This window comes from Rhizobium sp. WYCCWR 11146 (genome assembly GCF_013591995.1).
GTDB classification, from domain to species: domain Bacteria; phylum Pseudomonadota; class Alphaproteobacteria; order Rhizobiales; family Rhizobiaceae; genus Rhizobium; species Rhizobium indicum.
In genome coordinates this window covers 295,183-316,561 of record NZ_JACCEY010000031.1, presented here as the reverse complement: position 1 = coordinate 316,561, position 21,379 = coordinate 295,183, and the positions used below count along the sequence as shown (strand labels likewise).

The 21,379-nt window shown below is 62.1% G+C and carries 18 protein-coding genes; 6 read left to right on the top strand and 12 right to left on the bottom strand.

All coding sequences use genetic code 11. The annotated features are described in order from the left end of the window. Position 1 precedes the first annotated feature (1 nt). The 3 genes from HX899_RS25915 (at position 2) to HX899_RS25905 (ending at position 2,846) form a co-directional block, all read left to right on the top strand. On the top strand, positions 2-1,009 hold the full coding sequence (locus HX899_RS25915; RefSeq protein WP_138332152.1) for a type II secretion system F family protein: 1,008 nt from the start codon (positions 2-4) through the stop codon (positions 1,007-1,009). Between the two features lie 15 nt (positions 1,010-1,024). Then, a complete protein-coding gene (locus HX899_RS25910; RefSeq protein WP_181293733.1) occupies positions 1,025-2,011 on the top strand; it encodes a type II secretion system F family protein in 987 nt (328 codons plus the stop codon). A 202-nt stretch (positions 2,012-2,213) separates the two neighbouring features. Beyond that, positions 2,214-2,846, top strand: a complete 633-nt coding sequence (locus HX899_RS25905; protein WP_138332154.1) for a LysE family translocator — start codon at positions 2,214-2,216, stop codon at positions 2,844-2,846. Between the two features lie 46 nt (positions 2,847-2,892). On the opposite strand, the gene HX899_RS25900 is transcribed toward HX899_RS25905, so the two are convergent. Next, the gene (locus HX899_RS25900; protein WP_181293732.1) at positions 2,893-3,729 is read right to left on the bottom strand and encodes a tetratricopeptide repeat protein; all 837 of its coding nucleotides are present in this window, start codon (positions 3,727-3,729) and stop codon (positions 2,893-2,895) included. A 144-nt stretch (positions 3,730-3,873) separates the two neighbouring features. On the opposite strand from HX899_RS25900, the gene HX899_RS25895 reads away from it, so the two are divergent. The 3 genes from HX899_RS25895 to HX899_RS25885 all read left to right on the top strand — a co-directional run bounded on the left by HX899_RS25895 (position 3,874) and on the right by HX899_RS25885 (position 6,663). Then, positions 3,874-5,265 carry a M17 family metallopeptidase gene (locus tag HX899_RS25895; RefSeq protein WP_138332156.1) on the top strand — a complete coding sequence of 464 codons (1,392 nt, stop codon included), beginning with the start codon at positions 3,874-3,876 and terminating at the stop codon, positions 5,263-5,265. Between the two features lie 178 nt (positions 5,266-5,443). Beyond that, the gene (locus tag HX899_RS25890; protein WP_181293731.1) at positions 5,444-5,794 is read left to right on the top strand and encodes a MarR family winged helix-turn-helix transcriptional regulator; all 351 of its coding nucleotides are present in this window, start codon (positions 5,444-5,446) and stop codon (positions 5,792-5,794) included. Positions 5,795-5,805: 11 nt separating this feature from the next. Continuing rightward, on the top strand, positions 5,806-6,663 hold the full coding sequence (locus tag HX899_RS25885; RefSeq protein ID WP_181293730.1) for an NlpC/P60 family protein: 858 nt from the start codon (positions 5,806-5,808) through the stop codon (positions 6,661-6,663). Here the strand turns inward: HX899_RS25885 and HX899_RS25880 are convergent, their stop codons facing one another. The 11 genes from HX899_RS25880 to HX899_RS25830 all read right to left on the bottom strand — a co-directional run bounded on the left by HX899_RS25880 (position 6,664) and on the right by HX899_RS25830 (position 21,378). Continuing rightward, positions 6,664-8,055, bottom strand: a complete 1,392-nt coding sequence (locus tag HX899_RS25880; protein ID WP_181293729.1) for an amidase — start codon at positions 8,053-8,055, stop codon at positions 6,664-6,666. 36 nt (positions 8,056-8,091) lie between these two features. Next, positions 8,092-8,955, bottom strand: coding sequence for an ABC transporter permease (locus HX899_RS25875; RefSeq protein ID WP_138332159.1), 864 nt, complete (start codon positions 8,953-8,955; stop codon positions 8,092-8,094). Between the two features lie 3 nt (positions 8,956-8,958). Continuing rightward, positions 8,959-9,906, bottom strand: a complete 948-nt coding sequence (locus tag HX899_RS25870) for an ABC transporter permease (protein WP_138332160.1) — start codon at positions 9,904-9,906, stop codon at positions 8,959-8,961. Between the two features lie 274 nt (positions 9,907-10,180). Then, on the bottom strand, positions 10,181-11,710 hold the full coding sequence (locus tag HX899_RS25865) for an ABC transporter substrate-binding protein (RefSeq protein WP_181293728.1): 1,530 nt from the start codon (positions 11,708-11,710) through the stop codon (positions 10,181-10,183). Positions 11,711-11,860: 150 nt separating this feature from the next. Next, positions 11,861-12,781 (bottom strand): LysR substrate-binding domain-containing protein, encoded by a 921-nt coding sequence (locus HX899_RS25860; RefSeq protein ID WP_181293727.1) that lies wholly within the window; start codon positions 12,779-12,781, stop codon positions 11,861-11,863. Between the two features lie 56 nt (positions 12,782-12,837). After that, positions 12,838-13,833 carry a P1 family peptidase gene (locus tag HX899_RS25855; RefSeq protein WP_181293726.1) on the bottom strand — a complete coding sequence of 332 codons (996 nt, stop codon included), beginning with the start codon at positions 13,831-13,833 and terminating at the stop codon, positions 12,838-12,840. Positions 13,834-14,064: 231 nt separating this feature from the next. Continuing rightward, on the bottom strand, positions 14,065-14,259 hold the full coding sequence (locus HX899_RS25850; protein ID WP_003544544.1) for a hypothetical protein: 195 nt from the start codon (positions 14,257-14,259) through the stop codon (positions 14,065-14,067). A gap of 522 nt (positions 14,260-14,781) precedes the next feature. Next, complete coding sequence (locus HX899_RS25845) at positions 14,782-17,703, bottom strand: aminotransferase (protein WP_181293725.1); 2,922 nt, start codon at positions 17,701-17,703, stop codon at positions 14,782-14,784. 113 nt (positions 17,704-17,816) lie between these two features. Next, positions 17,817-18,701: a formyltetrahydrofolate deformylase gene (purU, locus tag HX899_RS25840; protein ID WP_181293724.1), complete on the bottom strand. Its 885-nt coding sequence runs from the start codon at positions 18,699-18,701 to the stop codon at positions 17,817-17,819. Between the two features lie 216 nt (positions 18,702-18,917). Further along, positions 18,918-19,937, bottom strand: a complete 1,020-nt coding sequence (locus HX899_RS25835) for an acyltransferase (protein WP_180194431.1) — start codon at positions 19,935-19,937, stop codon at positions 18,918-18,920. Between the two features lie 160 nt (positions 19,938-20,097). Then, positions 20,098-21,378 carry a hypothetical protein gene (locus tag HX899_RS25830; protein WP_138332168.1) on the bottom strand — a complete coding sequence of 427 codons (1,281 nt, stop codon included), beginning with the start codon at positions 21,376-21,378 and terminating at the stop codon, positions 20,098-20,100. Between the last annotated feature and the right edge of the window lies 1 nt (position 21,379).

Below are 21,379 nucleotides of genomic sequence, written 5' to 3'. Positions count from 1 at the left end.
GATGTTCGGGTTCGATCCGATAGTGCTGGCAATCGTCGTCCTCGCCGCCGTCTCCGCGGCGGCGGTCGCCTATGCCCTGTTGTTTTCGAAGATCGAGGCCGACAAGAAATCGGCAAGCCGCATCAATCGCGTCAAATCGGCCGAAAGCGACCGGGTCAAGGTCAAGGCCGCCCGTGACCGGGTGCAAGAGCTGTCGAAGCGCCGTAAATCCGTGCAGGACAATCTGAAGGATCTGGAAAAGCGCCAGCACGAAAAGACCAAGAAGAGCGTGTCGATGAAATCGCGGCTGGTGCAGGCCGGCCTGACGATCACAGCGGCGAAATTCTATCTCATCAGCGCCGTCTTCGCCTCCGTGCTGCTGCTTGTCGCTTTGGTCGTCGGCGCATCGTTGATGGTCATGGTCGGTATCGCTGTCGTTGCCGGTCTCGGTCTGCCGCGTTGGGTCGTCGGCTTCCTGATCAAACGCCGCCAGACCAAATTTTTGAACGAGTTCCCCAATGCGCTTGACGTCATCACGCGCTCGATCAAATCAGGCCTGCCGCTCAACGATGCGATCCGCCTTATCGCGACCGAAGGCACCGAACCTGTCAAGAGCGAGTTCCTGCGGGTGATCGAGGCTCAGCAGGTAGGCCTCAGCATTCCCGACGCCTGCGCCCGCATGACGATCCACATGCCGCTCCAGGAAGTCAACTTCTTCGCCATCGTCATCGCCATCCAGTCGCAGGCCGGCGGCAATCTGTCGGAAGCGATCGGCAACCTCTCCAAGGTGCTGCGCGAGCGCAGGAAGATGAAGGCCAAGGTCCAGGCGCTCTCGATGGAAGCCAAGGCGTCGGCCGTCATCATCGGGGCTCTGCCCTTCATCGTCGCGACCCTCGTCTACATGACGTCGCCGAATTACATGATGATCCTTTTCACCGATCCGCGCGGTCATTTCATTATGGGTGTCTCGGCAATCTGGATGTCGATCGGCATCTTCGTCATGCGCAACATGGTCAATTTTGACATCTAGCAGGAAGGAAGCACCATGTCGCAGGATCTTGCCGCAACGCTGACCAATCCGAGCATGCTGATTGCCCTTCTCGTCGCGATCGCCGTCTTCGCCACTTTTTACACGATTGCCGTTCCCTTCTTCGAGCGCGGCGATCTGAACAAGCGCATGAAGGCTGTTTCCACAGAGCGCGAGCAGATCCGTGCCCGCGAACGCGCCCGCATGAACACGGAAACCGGCGCCGGCAAGGCCTCGCTCAGGAGCCAGAATAACCGCTCGGTCCGTCAGATCGTCGAGCGCTTCAACCTGCGCAAGGCGCTGGTCGACGAAAACACGGTCAACAAGCTGCGTGCCGCCGGTTTCCGTTCGGAGAATGCGTTGAATACCTTCCTGGTGGCGCGTTTTCTGCTGCCTTTCCTTTTCCTGGCGCTTGCTGCCTTCTGGGTCTTCGGTCTCGGCAATCTCGTCGAAAAGGGCACGCCGATCCGCCTCTTCGCCGTCATCGGCGTCGGTTATCTCGGCTTCTACGCACCGAACATCTATATCTCCAACCGCATGGGCAAGCGCCAGCACTCGATCAAGCGTGCCTGGCCGGATGCGCTGGATCTGATGCTGATCTGCGTCGAGTCCGGTATCTCGATCGAGGCCGCGATGCGCCGTGTGTCGGAAGAACTCGGCGAACAGTCGCCGGCGCTCGCCGAGGAGATGGTGCTGACCACGGCCGAACTCTCCTTCCTGCCGGATCGCCGCGCGGCGCTCGAAAATCTTGCCACGCGCACCCAGATCGAGTTGGTGCGTTCGGTAACTCAGGCGCTGATCCAGGCCGATCGCTACGGCACGCCGGTCGCGCAGGCGTTGCGCGTTCTCGCCCAGGAAGGACGCGACGAGCGTATGAACGAGGCGGAAAAGAAGGCGGCCGCGCTGCCGCCGAAACTGACGGTGCCGATGATCCTGTTCTTCCTGCCGGTGCTGATCGCCGTCATTCTCGGTCCGGCCGGCATTCAGGTGGCAGACAAGTTCTGACGGTTGCCCCGGCCCCGGAAAGCGGATGCCGCTTTCTGCAGAAGACGATGTTGCCTCAAAGACCATTGATCCGATCTGCAGCCTTCAATCACGCGTGACCGCCGCTGGCATAGCTGGTAAACGGGATGGACGACCATTGGCAAGCGCGCGGATGCAGCCGCAATGCCCCTGGCGCTCGTTCAATCCAAGAGAGAGGTTTCCGATGTCTTCTGCCGGCATTTTCATCAGCATCATGGCAGCCTTGGCCGTCGGCGCGATGAGCCCCGGCCCGAGCTTCGTCGTCGTCTCCAGGATCGCTATCTCGCGTTCAAGGCTGGATGGCCTTGCGGCCGCACTCGGCATGGGCGCCGGCGGTGTCGTTTTTGCCGTGCTGGCGCTTGCCGGGCTGACGGCGCTGCTGTCTCAGTTCGAATGGCTCTATGTCCTGCTGAAGGTCGCAGGCGGCGCCTATCTCGTCTATATCGCGGTCAATATCTGGAGGAGCGCCGGTCAGCCGCTCGAAGTCTCTGACGCCGTCAACGGCAACCGCGCGCTAAGATTGAGCTTCATGACTGCGCTGCTGACCCAGATCAGCAACCCGAAAACCATCATCGTCTATGCCAGCCTCTTTGCGGCACTCCTGCCGAGGACGGTGCCGCTCGATCTCATCGTCGCGCTGCCGCTCGGCGTCTTTGCCGTGGAGGCCGGGTGGTATTCGATCGTGGCCTTCGCCTTTTCGGCCCGCCATCCGCGGCGTCTCTATCTTGCCGCCAAGGGCTGGATCGACCGGGCCGCCGGTGCAGTCATGGGCGGCCTGGGTTTGCGTCTCATTCTTTCAGGCCTGAGCGCCCGCTAAGATCAGGACCTCTCCGAAAGCGTAGCCTTTCGACGACATGATTCGGTCAGTTGGTGCTGCTGTCGCCTGCTGCTTGCGGCGTCTTGTCCTTGGCGGCGAGTTTCTGCCAGGAATTCTGCTGCGAGAGCATGCCTCTGAGATAGGCGACATTGGCATCGGCCTGCTGCGGCGAAAGTTCGCGCCGGGCGATCTGCTCGGCTTCCGGGAAACGCCCCTGCAGACCGACGACCAAGGCAAGGTTCTGCCTGACGCGGCTGTCGGCTGTGGGTTGGCTGGCGGCGGAGCGCAGGTAGGTTTCGGCCGTGCGCAGATCGCCGGTCAGCACGTAGGACATGCCGAGGTTGGAAAGGATGGAGGGCTCGTTCGGCTGGATGTCGAGCGCGTCGCGGTAGCGCTGCCGGGCATCGCTTGCCCGGCCCATCTGGTCGAGGATCGCGCCTTGGGCCGAGATCAGCTTCCAGTCCGGACGGTCCGGCGTCTGGGCGCGGCCGATCGTGTCGAGCGCCTGCTGAAACTGGCCGGCCGCCGCCTGTGCCTTGCCGTAGGCGGCCAGCACGTTGCGGTCGCCGGGATTGGCGATCGCCACCTGCTGCATGACGGCGAGTGCCTGCGTGTCGCGGCCGTTCATGCGCAGCAGATTAGCGTAGTTGACGCCGGTGACGGGATCGCGCGGGTTCTTTTCATAGGCCTGACCGAGCCGGTCCGTCGCCGAGCGCAGCTCGGTCGCGTCCATTTCTTCGACCGGTTTGGTGAGTTTCGGCACCGAGCCCGTCGTCATCCGGTCCTTGGTGGTCGAGCAACCGGCAAGGGCAAGGACGAGCAGCGATGCCGCAGCGCCCTGCAGGATACGATTCGTGATTGTGGTGGTGAGCGAGGCAGGCATGGCGCGTTCCTGGATTCCGAAATCGGCGCCTGACCTCGAAGCGGAACAGGGAAAGGTTTGACGCGTAATCTTCGCTCCAGCAATAGTCTGTTAACCCTAACAGACCGTTAAGGAACGATTCCTTGCGACCGCCGAAGGACAATCATGGCCCCCTATCAGTTTATCGAGAGACCGACTCCTTTCAACACGAAGGGCGGTTCGACGCTGCCGATCTTTGCCGTTACCCCTGCCCATATCGAGACCGGCACGATCGATCCGATCGCGCTCAATTGGGCGCGCAGGGCAGGCTACAAGGCCGAAAGCGGGTCGCTGCTGCTGATTCCGACGGCCGAAGGGCATCTCGGCGGCGCGCTTTACGGCCTCGGCACCAATCCATCCGAGCAGCCTTACATTACCGGCAGGCTCGCCCGTGCGCTGCCGGCCGGCGACTGGCACATTGAGACCGCGCCGCTGACGGCAAATCGCCTGGCCCTCGGCTTTGGGCTCGGCAGCTACCGTTTCGACCGTTACAAATCCGAAAAATCGCCGGCGGCGACGCTGATGATCCCCCGCGATGCCGACGCCGCCGACATCAAGCGCCAGCTTGCCGGCGTCTTTCTCGCTCGCGACCTGATTAATACGCCGACGAATGACATGGGGCCGAACCAGCTCGAGGCCGTTTTCCGTGGCCTGGCCGAACATTACAAGGCGGAGATATCGGTTATATCGGGCGACGATCTGCTCAAGCAGAACTTCCCGCTGGTCCATACCGTCGGCCGCGCCAGCGCCGATGCGCCGCGCCTTCTCGAGTTGCGCTGGGGCAAGAAGGGCCATCGCAAGGTGACGCTCGTCGGCAAGGGCGTCTGCTTCGACACCGGCGGTCTCGACATCAAGCCTGCCGCCTCCATGCTGCTGATGAAGAAGGACATGGGCGGGGCGGCGAATGTCATGGGGCTTGCCCTGATGATCATGGACGCCAAGCTGAAGGTCGACCTGCGCGTCATCGTCCCTGTCGTAGAAAACGCGATCTCGTCCAATGCCTTCCGGCCCGGCGACATCTATCGGAGCCGCAAAGGCCTGACCGTCCAGATCGACAATACCGACGCCGAAGGCCGTTTGATCCTTGCCGATGCGCTTGCCTATGCCGACGAGGAAGAGCCCGATCTGCTGATCGACATGGCGACGCTGACCGGCGCTGCCCGCGTTGCCCTTGGCCCGGATCTCCCGCCCTTCTTCACCGATGACGCCAATCTGGCGCATGACCTGACCGAAGCGAGCCTGGAAACCGACGATCCGATCTGGCGCCTGCCGCTCTATTCCGGCTACGAAAAGGATATCCGCACCAAATTCGCCGACCTTACCAATGCACCCGCCGGCGGCATGGCGGGGGCGATTACCGCAGCCCTCTTCCTTAAGCGTTTCGTCAGCAAGGCGAAGAGCTGGGCGCATTTCGACATTTACGGCTGGGCTCAAGCCGAACGACCACATTCGCCGGGCGGCGGCGAGGCACAGGCGATCCGCGCGCTCTTTCACCATATCCGCGAAAGCTTGCGCTGACGCCCTGTCAGAAATAAGCGTTGAGGCGCATCGCATGATCTCTGTTCACGCACTGCGCCTCGCTGCCGATCGTTAGAATTTTATTCACCCTGCCGGGCGGCAATTTCCAGCGCCTCTTGCATGTGCATGGCAACTACCGGAAAATGAAACGTTAGCGTAACGATCTTCCGGAGGGGCCGTGCCGATCGAACTGACCGCCTCGCAGGCGCTGGGGCTCTGGCATGGCGCGGCGCTCGATCAGGTCCGCCACGACGATCGCGATTTGACGTTGCGCCAGATGGCGATCCTGCTGCATATTTATCTGGTGCCGCCGCCGCACACGGTGCGCGGGCTTGCCGCCACGCTTGAGGTCACCAAGCCGGTCATTACCCGTGCCTTGGATACGATGGGCGAGATGGGCCTGGTCGATCGCGTGCGCGACGATGCCGACCGGCGCAACGTGATCATCAAGCGCACCGTCGGCGGCGCGCTTTACCTGGAAAAGCTCGGCGATCTCATCCGAGATCAGGCCCGCCTGCTGCCGATCTGAAAGGAATGCGAATGACGATGCTCGACCGCCGCCTACATGCCTACCGGCCCGATCTCGCGGAAGCCGGCCTCGAAGGCAAGGTCGAGGCGTTGCGCTTTGTGAAAGGCGCGCCGGCGCGTGTCGCCGTTCCTGTCCTGGCCGTGCGCCCTGAACCGGACCTTGCCCGCGGCATCGATACGGAACTGCTTCTCGGCGAGGATGTGACGGTTTTCGATCGCGCCGACGGCTGGTGCTGGGTGAAGGCGGCCTCGGACGGTTATGTCGGTTATGTCGCGGCGGACGCGCTCTTAGAAAGCAGCCCGGCGCCGACCCATATCGTCACCGTCCAGCGCACCTTCCTCTATCCCGAACCGGAACTGCGCAAGCCCCACCAGGCGATCCTGTCGATGGGAAGCCGCGTTCATGTCGCCGGCGAGGCGGAAGCGCGCGGCAATCGCTACGTCGTGCTCGAGGACGGAACGGCGATCTTTGCCAAGCACGTCCAGCCGATCGGCGCTCTCGATGGCGCCGATTACGTGGAGATCGTCGCCCGTTTCCTGGAAACGCCCTACCTCTGGGGCGGACGTTCCGGCCTCGGTATCGATTGCTCCGGCCTCGTCCAGCTGGCGATGCTGATGACGGGCAGAGCCGCGCCGCGCGATGCCGACCTGCAGGCGGCAGGTCTCGGCCAGCCGATCGCTCGCTCCGAAGTCCGCCGCGGCGACCTGGTATTCTGGAAGGGTCATGTCGCCGTCTTCGAAGATCAGGAAACCATTCTGCACGCCAACGGCCATAGCATGACGGTAGCGCGCGAGAATTTCGAGGCCGCGGTCGAGCGCATCGGTTGGCTCTACGAGCACCCCACCGGCTATCGCCGCCCGATCAGCTGATCAGCCGATCGGAGGCTGCGGCCACGATCTCACTCCACCCGTCCAATCCTCGAAGGCCTTCGACAGTCTGAGCACCCGCATGTCGTCGAAGCGCGGCCCGACGATCTGCAACCCGATCGGCATGCCCGAGCGGGAGAAACCGCAATTGATCGAGGCGGCCGGCTGCTCCGACATGTTCCACGGCACCGTGAAACCGATATGTTCGAACGGCAGGGCCGGATCATTGGTCGGAGATGCCCATTCGGCCGGATAGGAGATGATCGGATTGGTCGGCGAAAGCAGGGCGTCGACCTCGGTGAACAGCCGTCCGCAGCTCTTGCGCATCTCGATCGTCTGGTTGAAGCCTCTGACCGCATCGACGCCGCGGATGTCGGCGCCGCCCTTCGCCCAATCCCTGATATAAGGCAGGATGCTGTTGCGCCTGTTGTCGTCGAGATCGGCGATATCGCCCCAGAGCCGGGATCGCCAGAAATTGTCGAGCCCATCCAGCATCGCGCGTGTCAGCACTGGCTGGACCGATAGAATCGTCGCGCCGGCCGCCTCGAATTGTTTCGCCGCCGTTTCGACCGCGGCCCTGATCTCGTCGTCCACCGCAAGCCCGCAGCCGGCATCGAGCATCAACCCGATCTTCATGCCCGACAGGTCGATGTCGAGATCCATCCAGTTGAAATCGTTCGGCGGCAGGCTGGTGCCGTCGCGCCAGTCCGGCCGTGACAGCGTCGCCATCGAAAAGGCCGCATCCTCGACCGTGCGCGCCATCGGCCCGACGCAGCGCCCGACATAATAGGGATCGGCCGGAATGCGTCCATGGCTCGGTTTGAAGCCGAAGATGCCGGTCCAGCCGGCGGGAAGGCGCACCGAGCCGCCGATATCGGTGCCGATATGCAGCGGCCCGTAGCCGGCCGCCGCCGCCGCGGAAGCCCCAGCACTCGATCCGCCGGGATTCTGTGTGGTGTTCCAGGGATTGCGGCTGAGAGGATGAAAGCTCGAAAGTCCGGAGGAAAGCATGCCGTAATCGGGGCAGGTGGTCTTGGCGAAGATCACCGCGCCGTCTTCCCGCAGCCGCGCGGCGGCCGGTGCGTCGGCCTCTGCCGGCTTCAGTTCCACTGCCCTCGTGCCTGATGGCACCGGCTGGCCCTTCGTGGCGATCAGTTCCTTCAGCGTCACCGGGATGCCGTCCAGGGCGCCGAACGTTTCTCCCTTCGCCCAGCGCTCCGTCGACGCTTTCGCCTGGGCGCGCGCCGATTCCGGATCGTAGAGGTAGAGCGCCGAAATCGACGGCTCCCAGGCGGCGATATGGTCTTCGAGGGCGAGCCAGTAGTCGAGAGGGGAGAGGCTTTTATCGGCGAAGCGCTGCCTGAGTTCGCGGATGGTAAGATCGGTTTCGGTCATGGCATGGTCTTTCGGGCTTTTCGTCTTGGGAGGACATCAGCGGCTCGCCTCGCGCGGGTCGAGCAGATCGCGCAGACCGTCGCCGAGCATGTTGAAGCCGAAGACGGTGAGCGCGATGGCAAGGCCGGGCAGGATCGCCAGCCAGGGGGCGAGCGCCAGATAGGTTTGCGCATCGGCAAGCATCCGGCCCCAGGTCGGCGCCGGCGGCGCCATGCCGAGTCCGAGGAAGCTGAGACCCGCTTCGGTCAGGATCGCCAGCCCCAGCTGAATCGCGCCATGCACGATGATCTGGCTGGCGATATTCGGCAGCACATGGCGCAGCGAAATGGTCAGGCGCGTATTGCCGATCGCGCGCGCCGCCGTCACATAGTCGCGGCTCCAGGCCTGCAGCGAAGTCGCGAGTGTGACGCGGGCAAAGACCGGGATCATGAAGACGGCGATTGCGGTGATCGCGGTGAACCGCCCTGGCCCGAGAAAGGCGCCGAGCACCATGGCCGACAGGATCGGCGGCAGCGCGAAGATGACGTCGCAAATGCGCATCAGCAGCGCTTCGAAGGGACCGCGGATTGCCGCCGCCGAAATGCCGGCGATCGAGCCGAGCGTCCCGCCGATCGTAACCGCTGTGATGGCGATCGACAGCGAATTCCAGCAGCCCGCCATCAGCATCGAAAGCACATCGCGGCCGAACTGGTCCGTGCCGAGCAGGCCGAAGGCAAGCGGCGGCTGCAATTTGTGGATGATCTGCATTTTAGCCGGCGGCAGCGGCGTCCAGACGAGCGACAGCAGCGCAACGGTGGTGAGCAGGCCGATGATCACAGCTCCTGAAATCAGATTCATTCGCCGGCTAAGTATAAAGACCCGACGGCGGCTGGCAATTGCGGTGGATGCGATCGGTGCCATGCGTCAGGCCGCCTTTCTCATCCTGGGATCGATCGCCAGATAAGAGAGATCGACAATGAAATTCATCACGATGACCAGGCCTGCGAAGAACAGCACGACATCCTGCATCACGATGATGTCGCGCTGGGAGAGCGCCTGAAGCGCGAGCCGTCCGAGGCCGGGCAGGTTGAAGACGTTTTCCACCAGCACCGCGCCGGCGACGAGAAAGGTGAATTGCAACCCGATCATCGTCAGGATCGGGATCAGCGCATTCGGCACGATATGGCGCCAAAGCACCGCACTGCGTGACAGCCCTTTGGCGACCGCGGTGCGGGCAAAATCCTCGTGCATCGTGTCAAGCACAGCCGAGCGCGCCACCCGCGTCAACACGCCCGCCTGCGGCATCGCTAGCGCGACGGCGGGCATAACCAGCGCCTGCAATGCCGGCATCAGACCGGAGCTCCAGCCCGGGAAGCCGCCGGCCGGCATCAGCCCGAGCATCGTCGAAAACAGGATGATCAACAGCAGCGCCACCCAGAAGGCGGGCACGGCGATGCTGATCTGCGAAAACAGCGTCGCGATGACGTCGAAGATACCGCCGCGGCGCGAGGCGGCCAGCACGCCGAGCGGCAGGGCAATCGCCACCGAAAGCACGATCGCCATCAGCGCCAGCGGCAGTGTTACCGCCAGCCGCTCGACGATCAATCCTGCCACCGGCACGCCATAGGTCAGGGAATTGCCGAGATCGCCGGAGAGCACGCCGGCCAACCATTGCCCGTAGCGCAGCAACAGCGGCTGGTCGAGGCCGAGACTGTCACGGAGCGCTGCAAGAGTTTCCGGTGTTGCCGAGGTGCCGAGCATGATCGAGGCGGGATCGCCGGGCAGAAGGTCCATGACGGCGAAGATCAGCAGCGAGACGACCACGAGCGTGACGATGAGACCGGCGAAGCGGCGGGCGAGGAGTGGGATCATGCGTGCCACGCTTTCGATGTGGAACGGCGGCTTCCCCGCACTCCCTCATTCCTGTGCTCGTCACAGGAATCCAGCCACGGCGCGTCTGCGCCGTGAATAACTCTCATGCGATGAGTAGGTGCTTCTCCCGCGCCCAAAGACTTGGGCGCACTGGATTCCTGTGACAAGCACAGGAATGAGGGAGCGAGAGGTTCGCGTGAGTCGACCATATCCGACTGTTCTGCTTCCGGCGCCAAGGCCATCACCTCATCACATCGCGCCTGACCTAACCCTCTCACTCGTCCCAGGAAACACCAGACAGCACGTTGGAAGGGATCGGCTCGTTCTCCCACAGGCCCTTCAGCTTTTTGTCCCAGACGCCGAGTTTCGGCATAACGAAGAGGTAGAGCGCCGGCACGTCCTCGGCGAGGATCTTCTGCGCTTCGCCATAGATCGCATTCTGCGCGGCAGGATCGGCCGTCTCCTGGACCTTCTTCATCAGCGCGTTGAAAGCAGGGTTCTTGTAATTGAAATAATACGGATCGCGGGCATAGATGTCGATGTCGAGCGGCTCGGCATGGGCGACGATTGTCATGTCGAAGTTGCGGTCCTTCATGATGTCCTGGACCCATTTCGCCGGAAATTCAGTCGGCTCGATATTCATCGTCACGCCGATCTCGGCAAACATTGCCTGTATCACTTGGGCGCTGCGCGGCGCATAGGCCATCTGTGGCGATTTGATCGTGAAGGTGAAGCCGTTGGGGTAGCCGGCTTCGGTGAGCAACGCCTTCGCCTTTTCGACGTCGTAGGGCAGCACGCCAGTCATGTCCTGGTAACCCGGATCGTTCGGCGTGTAGTGGCTGCCGATCGGTGTGCCGAGGCCGGACCACGCGCCGTCGATCACCGTCTTGCGGTCGATCGCCATCATCAGCGCCTGGCGGACACGCTTGTCGTCGAACGGCTTCTTGGCATTGTTCATGCCGGCAACGACCTTGAGTTCGGTATTGCCGATCTTGGTGACGAGCCTCGCATCGCCGTCGAACGAACTCATCAGCTCGGGTGCTGCAAATTCCGGAAAGGCATCGAGGTCGCCGGATTTCAGTGCTGCCGCCTGCGCCTGCGGATCGGCAATGAAGCGGAAGGTCACCTTGTCGAGCTTGGCGGCCGCATCCTTGTTCCAGTAATCGGCATTCTTTTCCAGTTCGACCTTGTCGCCCTTCGCCCAGCTGGCGAATTTGAAGGGACCGGTACCTACAGGCGTCGTCTTGTCGCCGGCCGCCGTCTTCGGTGCGACCATCACCGAGGCTGGCCAGCCGAGCCAGTAGATCAGGCTGCCGGTCGGGGCCGAGAGATGCAGCACCAGCGTTTCGGCATCGGGCGTATCGATCGAGGCGATCGAGGCGAAAAAGCGCTTCTGCGGATTGACCGAATCGGCGCCGCGGGCGCGGTCGAGCGAAAACTTGGCGCTCGCGGCATCGAAGGCCTCGCCGTCATGGAATTTGACGCCGGTCTGCAGCTTGAACGTATAGGTCAGGCCATCGGGAGAGATCTCCCAGCTTTTTGCCAGCTGCGGCTGGATCTTACCGGCCTGGTCGATCGTCACCAAGCCCTCGAACACGTTCTGCCAGGTCACCTGGCCGATTGCGACCGGTGCTGCGATCGTTGGGTCGAGACCGGTCGGCTCGACGCTCATGCCGAGATTGAGCGTGGTCTTCGCCGCCTCGGCCGGCGTCATCGCCGTCATCACCAGGCCGGCCGAAAGCGCGGCACCGAGCGAAAGCCGCCTGGCGAAACGCGCTGAAGGCGCAAACGAAAGCTTGATCATCATGTTCCCTTATCTGGCCGTGCGTCGATGACGACGAGCTTTTGCGAGGAGAGTGACACTATGCCGGTGCACACACAATGACGATTTTGTGTGCTCAGTGTAGCCAAAAAAGCTACACCTGATATCCGCGGGCAATGCAAGCTCGAAGCGTCAGTCTTTCGTCTCGGCCCGGCGGTTCGTGCGCTCGCGCATGAACCTTTCGATGAAGTCGAGCAGTTTCGTCGCGGCGAAGGACAGCTGCCGGTCCGGCGCGACGCAGAGATCGACATGGGTGCGGATGCCGGTTTTGCCGGCCAGTGGAATGGCAAGGAGCTGACCCGCCTCGATCTCGCGGCGGACGGTGAGCGCCGGCAGCAGCGTGACCGCAGCCCCGCTGAGCACGAGTTCCTTCAGCATTTCGAGCGAGCTGGTGACGAAGACGGGATCGAGGCTCAGTCCTTCCTTCTCGAACAACGCGTCGAAGGCCTGCCGAAAGCCGAAGGATTGGTCGGGCAGCGCCAGCGCATGGTCGGCGAGCTCCCGCACCGCGATCTCGGTATGCGCGGCGGCTGGATGCTGCGGCGTGACGATGAGATCATAGGCGATCTCGGAGCGCAGCCGCACCTTGGTGCCGGACATGGGAGGCGCAAAGAGCGTCACCGCAATATCCGCCTCGGCGCTGTTGACGGCATCGATCGCCTGCCGCGCACTGGTGATCGTCACGGTAAAACGCAGTTTCGGATATTTCAGGCTGAATTCGGCAAGCGCCGGCGCCAGCAGATTGGCGACGGTGGCGCCATTGGCATAGATGCTGACGCGGCCGCGCTGCAAGCCCTTGAGGTCTTCGATCAGCTGCTGCACATGATCGAGCTCGCGCAGCGTCCGGCCGGCGCGGGCGGCAAGCAGCTCGCCGGCCGCCGTCAGCTTGACGCCACGGGCGCTGCGTTCGACGAGCGGCGCGCCGAAATGATATTCGAGGTTCTCGATCTGCCGGCTGATCGCCGTCGGCGCGACATTCAGATTCTCGGCCGCCTGGCGCATCGAATTGGTCCTGACCAGCTCGTCGAAATACATCAGCGCCCGGATCTGCATTCACGTCTCTCCGCCATTCGGCATATTAGATCTTCAGAGAGTCTGACCCTATTCAATCAACCGCTGCTCGGATAGCGGTCGCGCCATGCCTTTTGCGCGCCCTCGACCGGAAGGGCGGTCGCCGCGTAGACGCCACGGGCGATTGCCCGCGCCATGACGATGGTCGCAAGGTGGCAAAGCTCCATCAGGCTTGCCATGTCGTCTCTTCGATGCCTGGCCGTCGAAGCGGCAAAGACGGTATCGCCGTCGAGCGGCAGGTGCGCCGGCAGCAATGCTCGGGCAAGGCCGTCATGGCCGGCGAGCGAAAGCCTGTGCGCCTCGGCCTTCGTCAGCTGCGCATCGGTCACGACAGCGCCGATCGTCGTTGCCGGCGTGTTCATGCCCTTGAGCCGCATCCTATGGTCGGCCACATCAGGCATGCCGAGCCCGCCGAATTCTGCGTTTTTCTCGAAAGGTGCCGCCCAGAAATGCGGCCCGTCGCCGATGGTTGCCGAACCCAGCGCGTTGACAGCGACGATCGCCGCGACGCGATGCCCGGCGCTGCTGACGGCGCTGGCCGAGCCGAGCCCGCCCTTGAAGGTGGCCGTCGTCGCTCCCGTCCCGGCACCTGTCGTACCGAGCGCGAATGTGCCCTTGGCCGCAGCCTGCAGTGCCGTATACCCCATGTCGCGATAGGGCGAGTGAAGGCCCCAATCCTTGTCGCCGCCATTCAGCAGGTCCATCAGGATTGCCTGCGGCACGATCGGAATGCGCACCGAGCCGACGGCAAAGCCGCGGCCGAGTTCGCGCAGGCCCGCCTGCACGCCGCCGGCGGCATCCAGCCCGAAGGCCGAGCCGCCGGAGAGCACGAAGGCATCCACGGCATTGATGGTCATCGACGGATCGAGCAGGCCGGTGTCGCGCCCGCCGGGCGCACCGCCGAGCACCGTGCCGGATGCGACGGCCGGTTCGTCGAAGACGATGACCGTGACGCCGGAACCGAGCGCAACGTCGGTCGCATGGCCGACGGAAACGCCTTCGATGTCGGTGAGGAGGTTGAGAAGATCGGGCAAGGGCGGATCCTTATGCGGAAAGGCGGCCGGTAGGACTGTACTGCATAATTCCTTAAATCGGAATCGATTTAAGGATAAAATTATGCAGCAATTCAAAGTGTTACAGCGTCCTTTGCGCGTCTGATAAAGACGCGCGCCGCTGTAATGTCCTAAAAAAACAAGACCGGCCCCATTTGGCGGGACCGGTCGGACATCGGGAAAAGCCGTGAATGCTAATCGCGGCCTCATGCCTCAGGCATGAAGCGGCTTCGGATGACGGCGGGTCATCAGGTCATGGATGGCCAGCCGCACCTCGTCCGGCGAGCCGAAACGCTGCTCGTCGAGGTCGTGGACATGAAATTTCACGGCGATGAACTTCAGCCGGTCTTCATCGGGAATGACGATCCCGACGGGAACGCCTGCATATTCGATAACTTGCTTCTTCATAGATAGAACTCCTGCCGCGCGACATGCGCAGCCATGGCGAATTGACTTGTCTGGTACCGTTGAAAGGAGGACGAACGTCACATTCGACAGTTCGGGCGGGAGAGGGCGCCCGGACGGTCATTGCCAAGCACAGATCGCCCAAGGAGATCGGCGAGAATATCGATGTCTATCATGCTCGTTCCTTGTGTTGGCGTTGCACTTGAGGGGTCCCGGTAGAGCCCGGGGCCGGTGAAGGCTGTCTTCTATAATCCATTAACTTGGTAGAGATTACCCGATAGCCTGTCAGAAACATATTCCGAAACGTGTCAAAATATCGACGATCCGAAAAAATTCATTCCGTCGTAGCCCGAACTTGCAGAAAGAAACATATCAGCTCTTCGTTAAATTCGCATGACAGAATCGAACTTCGATCGATCACCGCGGCAGACATAGGAAGCCTTGCTGTATCAGGCAATGGCCCGTTTCGTTAAAAATCGAAATGCCTCGAAATGACCGATTTGGTTAATGCCCGAAACCCCTGGATCACCAGCCCTCTTCGAGCACCTTCTCCAGCATGTCCGCGAAGAAATCCGCACTTTCGATGCTGAGGCAGAGCGGTGGTTTGATCTTCAGCACATTTTGGTGATCGCCGGTCGGCTGCATGATGACGCCGAGTTCGAGAAGCCGGTCGCAGATTGCAGCCGTCTCTTCCGTCGCCGGCTCCAGCGTCGTTCTGTCGCGGACGAATTCGAGGCCGAGATAGAGGCCCATGCCGTGCACGGCGCCTGCAATCGGATGGCGGTCGATCAGCGCCGCGAGCCGTGCCTTCAGATGATCGCCGACCGTCCGGGCATTTTCCTGCAGCTTTTCCTCGGCCATGATGTCGAGCACCGTCATGCCGGCGACGCAACTGACCGGGCTGCCGCCGGTGGAGGAAAAGAAGGTACCCTCCGTCTCCAGCGATTGCGCGATCTCCCGCGTGGTGATGACGGCGCCGAGCGGATGGCCGTTACCCATGCCCTTGGCGATGGTGATGATATCGGGCACCACCCCTTGCTGTTCGAAGCCCCAGAAATAATGTCCGAGCCTGGAATAGCCGACCTGCACCTCATCGGCGATGCAGAGGCCGCCGCGCGCGCGCACCTGCGCATAGATTTCCCTGAGATAACCGTCCGGAAGCGGAATGCCGCCGGCATTGCCGTAGACCGATTCGCAGATGAAGCCCGCAAGGCCGTTGCCGCCGGCGTCGATCGCCTCCAGTACCGGCGTTACCGCGCTGAGATAGTTTGCCGCGGTATCGGGACCACGAAATGCGCCGCGATAGGTATTCGGTGAAATGACGGCATGCACCCAGTCCGGCCGGGTGCTCCGCGCCTGCGGATTGTCGGCGATCGAGGTGGAGACGGCATCACTTGCCGCCGACCACCCATGATAGGCTTCGAGCAGGCAGAGCATGTTGCGCGCGCCGCTATGGGCTTGCGCCAGCCGAAGCGCCAGATCGTTCGCCTCCGAGCCGCTGTTGACCAGGAAGACCGCGTCGAGCCCATCCGGTGACAGGGCGGCGAGGCGTTCGGAAAATTCCGTAATCGCCGCATAGTGGAAGCGGGAATTCGTGTTGAGCCGCAGCCATTGCGCGCTGATCGCCGCCGCGAGCTTGGGATGGCCATGGCCGAGAATGGTGACGTTGTTGACCATGTCGAGATAGGCGCGGCCCTCGACATCGAACAAATGCTCCTTCCAGCCGCGCTCGATCTGCGGCGGCGCTGCATAATAATTCTTCTGCGACCTTGCGAGATGCACCCGCCGCCTGGCGAAGAGCTCCGCGGTTTCAGCTTGCGGCGCATCCGCTTGCGGGCTGAGAAGCAGTGAGGGCGAAGGGCAGAGCACCGACCAGGCCGCCGCCGCGCGCGGTGAAGCAAAGAGCGGCGGTTCGAGACCGGCGACGCTGCAAAGCTGGACGCGCAGCCCACCGAGCGACGACGCCTCTCCGAAAACCGTGCCGAGCGAATCGCCGGCGGCGATCTCGGCTCCATCCTCGACCGAGAGGTCGAGCCCATCGAGATGCAGGGTCATGGTGTCGCTGGCGAGCGTCAGATGCTGGTCCTTCCAGCCGATGCGGCCGGCAAAGGGCGCGGCAATCGCGCTGCCTGCGGCAAGGCATATGTCGACGTGCAGGGCGCAGGTCGCCTGTCCCTTCGCGGTTCCCGCGCGGGAAAGCCGATATTCGCCGTAGCGCGTCGCTGCCGTACCGTTTTCGGTTGCCATGCGGGCAAGCAGCCGCCAGTCCATGTCCGTATTCAGCCAATTGCCGGCGGAAAAATGCGGGCTCCGTACCCCGAGATCGACATAGGCGATCCCGGCGGGATCGATGTCGGGCAGCAACGGCAGCCATCCCGATAGTTCCGGCGCGGCCACATCTGCGCCGGCTGCCTTGAGGATCGCTGCTTCCATGAGATCGAAGGGAACCGACATCGCCGTATCGAAGATCGCCCGCTCGCGGTCAAGATTGTCGCGGACATAGTCATTGTCGGGATCGACCGAAATCTGCTGCTCGCCGCTGGCGACGAGAATGACCGCGCGTGCGACGATCAACGGCCAGAGCGCCTTCAGTTCCTCGTCGCTCAGCGGATAGATCGCCTGATAGGCGGTGACGGCGGGCAGGATATGAAAGGGGTCGCCATCTGCCTGATGCAGCAGCGAAGCACAGGTGACGGCGAGGTCGCCGACCAGCCAGCCGCGGATGATGTCGCCGAAATCGATCACCCCGTCGGGGACGATATGGCCACGGGCGTCACGGTGGCCGACGACATTGTCACCGGTGACGTCGTGATGCACGGCCTGCAGCCGAAGCGACGGCGCCAACGGCTGGATGCGGCGAACGGCCATCACCATGGTCTTGGCGATCCGGTCGCGCGCCGCACCGTCGGTGATGGCCGAAAGCAGCTGCACGGCAACGGGACCTGCCCGTCTGAGATCCCATTGCAGGCTGCGGTCGAGACCGGGATGGTCGAAATCGGCAAGCGCCTGCGCCAGCCTGGCGCAGAGCGCGCCGAGGGCTGCAACGGAAGCCGGCGCCAGATAGGTCAGCTCCGTCAGCCCATGGCCTTCCAGATATTCCAGCAGCCGGGCCTGATAGCCCTGCCCGCGCACGGTAAGGACGACGATCTCCCGCCCGTCATTGGTGGCGATCACCTTCGGAACGCGCGGCGCACCTTGCCTGCTTTTGAGGTGATGGATCGCCGCATTCTGTGCTTCGAGCTCGCGGATCTCGTAGGCGGCATGGCAGATCTTCAGGACGTAACGACCCCTGTCGCTATCGACGCGATAGTTTCGATCCTGCTGGCTGCCGAGTTCGGCAAGCGTGCCGGAGAGGCTGTAATGAGCAAGGAGGATCTCTTCCGCGTCGATGGCGGTCACGTCGGGGCGCGGCAGCGCCATGCGATCAACAAGCGCCTCGTCGGTCATGACACCCCTCCCGCAGCATGATTCGATTACCTATTGAACGAGATAATCAAGTACTTGCCGCTAGCAGGCAACGGGGATTGTCGTTTGCCAGCAAAAGAGATGCAGGGCTGCGCTCAGCCCATGCGTTCGGAGGCGTAGCCGCCCGGGCTTGCCGGGAAGACCACGGTGCGGTTGCCGTTTAGGAAGGTGCGGTGATGGATATGGGCGTGGATGGCACGCGCCAGCACCTGGCTTTCGACGTCGCGGCCGATCGAGACATAGTCGTCGGGTGACTGCGCATGGGTGATGCGCGCCGTATCCTGCTCGATGATCGGGCCTTCGTCGAGATCGGCGGTGACGTAATGCGCCGTCGCCCCGATCAGCTTCACGCCGCGTTGATAGGCTTGTTTGTAAGGGTTGGCGCCCTTGAAGCTCGGCAGGAAGGAATGGTGGATGTTGATGATCTTCCCGGACATTTTCTGGCACATCGCATCCGAAAGCACCTGCATGTAACGCGCCAGCACGATCAGTTCGGTGCCCGTCTGTTCGACGATATCCATGATCTGGCCTTCGGCCTGCAGCTTGTTCTCCTTCGTCACCTTGATGTGGTGGAAGGGAATGTCATGGTTGACCACGACCTTCTGGTAATCGAAATGGTTGGAGACGACGCCGACGATATCGATCGGCAGCGCGCCGATCTTCCAGCGGTAAAGCAGGTCGTTCAGACAATGGCCGAAGCGCGACACCATCAAGAGCACCTTCATGCGGGCATTGCCGTCATGGATCTCGGCATTCATGGCGAACCGCTTGCAGATCGGCTCGAAGCCTTCCTTGAGTTCGGCAAGCGGCACGCCTTCCTCGGAGATGAAGCTGACGCGCGTGAAGAACCTGCCGGTATCGAGATCGTCGAACTGCGAACTATCGATGATGTTGCAGCCCTTTTCGGCCAGATAGCTCGAAATCGCCGCCACGATGCCGCGCGTCGACTTGCAGGATACCGTCAATACGTAACTTGTCATGTCTTTCCCTCTTCCCTCTCCAAGGCCGCCGCTGTGCTTAGATCAAAGCCCGGACCGCGAATAGGCCGGCGCACTTTCATTCATGCGACAAATTGCAAGATAAACCATCACGTTTGTGCAAGTTCTGTCATTGCTCAGTCTGAAGCTTAGGAGAAGTTGCGCGAAAAACTGTACCGTCAGCGCCGCTTGGATGCGTATTCTCGCCTTCGACGCGCTTTAGGCCGGCGGCCGGCTCGCCACCGCAACCTTCCGGCGGCGCGGTGAGGTAATCTCATGGATGATCGCACCGCCGATCGACGAGAGCACCAGCGAGAGGATGACGAAGAGCACGGGCTGCTGCAGGATGCCGATCGGCAGGCGATCGGCGACGACCCTGAGAAAAGCCAGGGTGAAGGCGTGGGTGATATAGATGCTGTAGGAGCAGTCGCCGAGATAGTTCAGCCATCCGATCAGCGGTAGCCTGGAAAAATCGATGGAGATCGCGCCGTAGACGATGAAGATCGCCGGGATTCCCCAGGCATAGAACCGGCTTTCCGGTGGCATCAGCGCCTCGTTGATGAAGAGAAACGCAAAGCCCATGGCAAGGGCCGCCCAAGCCCAGCGGTTCGGCAGAAGCACCTTCTGCCCATAGAGCCAGCCGAGCACGACACCGGCGAGGAACTCCAGCATGATCGGTTCGCCGTAGAACCGGGTCACAGTCGTTTCCGGCAGCAGTCGGCAGGCGATCAGGATGACGGCAAAGACGGCAAACATCACCGGGATGCGCCGAGCTTCCTGTAGCGGCAATAGCAGCGCGAAGACGAAATAGAAGAACATTTCGTAATTCAGCGTCCAGCCGGGAACGACGACCGGCGTGATCGTGCTGGGATCGGCGGGATTGGCCCATGGCAGGAAGAACAGCGAGGCAATGAGATGCGGCAGGTCGAACACCGTCGATTTCAGCAATGATGGAGCGACCAGCGCCACTGTCGCTGAAAACAGCGTTGCCAGCCAGTAGAGCGGCACGATCCTCTTGATGCGCCGGCGGGCGAAATCGATCGGGCTCATCGCGCGTCCGCTCGTCGTCAGCCACATCACGAAGCCGCTCAAGACGAAGAAGATGTCGACGCCGGTTTCGCCATAGACGAAGGCGGTGGCGTCGACTGCGGGATTGACCTTGGCAAGCTGCAATACCGCGTGGAAATAGACGACCATCAGCGCCGCGATGGCGCGCAGATATTGAAGCTGGACAAGCATCGAGCGTCTTGCTCCCCAGAGCATGATGCCGAAAAGCGTGGGCGGTTTCCGGACGACATTATGCTCTATTTCTTTGATTTAGAACAGGATTCAGATTTTAGGCCGATCCGGCCTAAAATCATCCTGTTCTAGGGCTCGCGCGGACAGGCGCCCGCTGCGGTCAACTCAATACATCTGCCGGACGACCCTGCCGGATGCGCGGGCTGTCGTGGAAACGCATATATCCGACGACGAACCAGAGGAGACCGGCGATCTTCATCGAGAAGACCGCGGTTCCTCCGATCATCATATTCAGAAAAATGAAAAGAGAAAGTGAATGGGCGCAGCGCCGCTGCGCCGCCGTGCGCCCGGCGGGAAAGAGGCAGACGAACAGCCATAAGGCGATGACGCCGAAGATCGTCGCCGCGTAGATAAGGTAGACATAGCCGCTGTCGGCGAATTCGGCGACCCGGTCGACCGAAAGCCCAAGGACGGCGAGCGGATCGAGCTCCATGATCTTCTTCATCGTCAGATTGATGCGGCCGGTGAAGTTGTCGCCGGTCGCGTTGGGTTTCAGGACGTAGACGAGGAAGCCCGCGGCGACGATCAGTGGCATCAGCGCCAGATTGAAATTCTTCGGGATCTTCGGAAAGACGAAATAGCCGACGATGCAGGCAAAGCAGAAGATCAGCATCGTGCGCGTGTCGTTGGTCACCAGGATCAGCACGGCCGTGCCGATCATCAGCAGCCTGTCCCAGCGCCCAAGCTTTTCCCACATCGAAATCAGGTAGACCGCGATCACGCCGCAGAAATTGGCGAGCGACACCTGCTCGAGGAAGATCGACGAGGAACGGTGGTCGATGATGCCGAAGGAGAAGCGCTCGGGAAAGCCGAGGGCGTTCTGGAAGAGGCCCGTCGTATTATAGCTCAGCGGCAGCAGCCCGCGCGTATTGGCGAAATAATCGGACGGATGGACGATGCTGACGTAGAACGGCACGCTGACGATCTCGAAGATCAGGAAGATCATAACGGCAAGGCTTGCCCAGCGAAAGGCGAGCTTCATCGTTTTCTCATTGCTCCAGCCCCCGAGCCCGGTGAAGCAGAAGATGATCAGCACGTTGCGGAAGTGATCGATGAACAGCATGCGGTTTAGCACGCTGACATAGATGGTCACGACGAGCGTGAACAGCAGGAACAGGAAGGCCGGAAGATCGGTCTCGTAGATCCCCTTATGCAGGATATAGATGATGGCGCTCGCCATGATCAGGCCTTCGCTGGCGGCGACATGCGTCATCGAAAGCGGCACGATGTTGTGGTTGATGAAGGCGAGAATGCCGTTATAGAGCACGGAGAGCAGGCCGAGCCAGAGCACTGTATGATCGGTGCGCGATGCCTCGCGGGCGGCATCGAGCCGGTTGCCGGCTACAGTGAATGTTGCTGTCCTCTGATCGACGACCGCCATG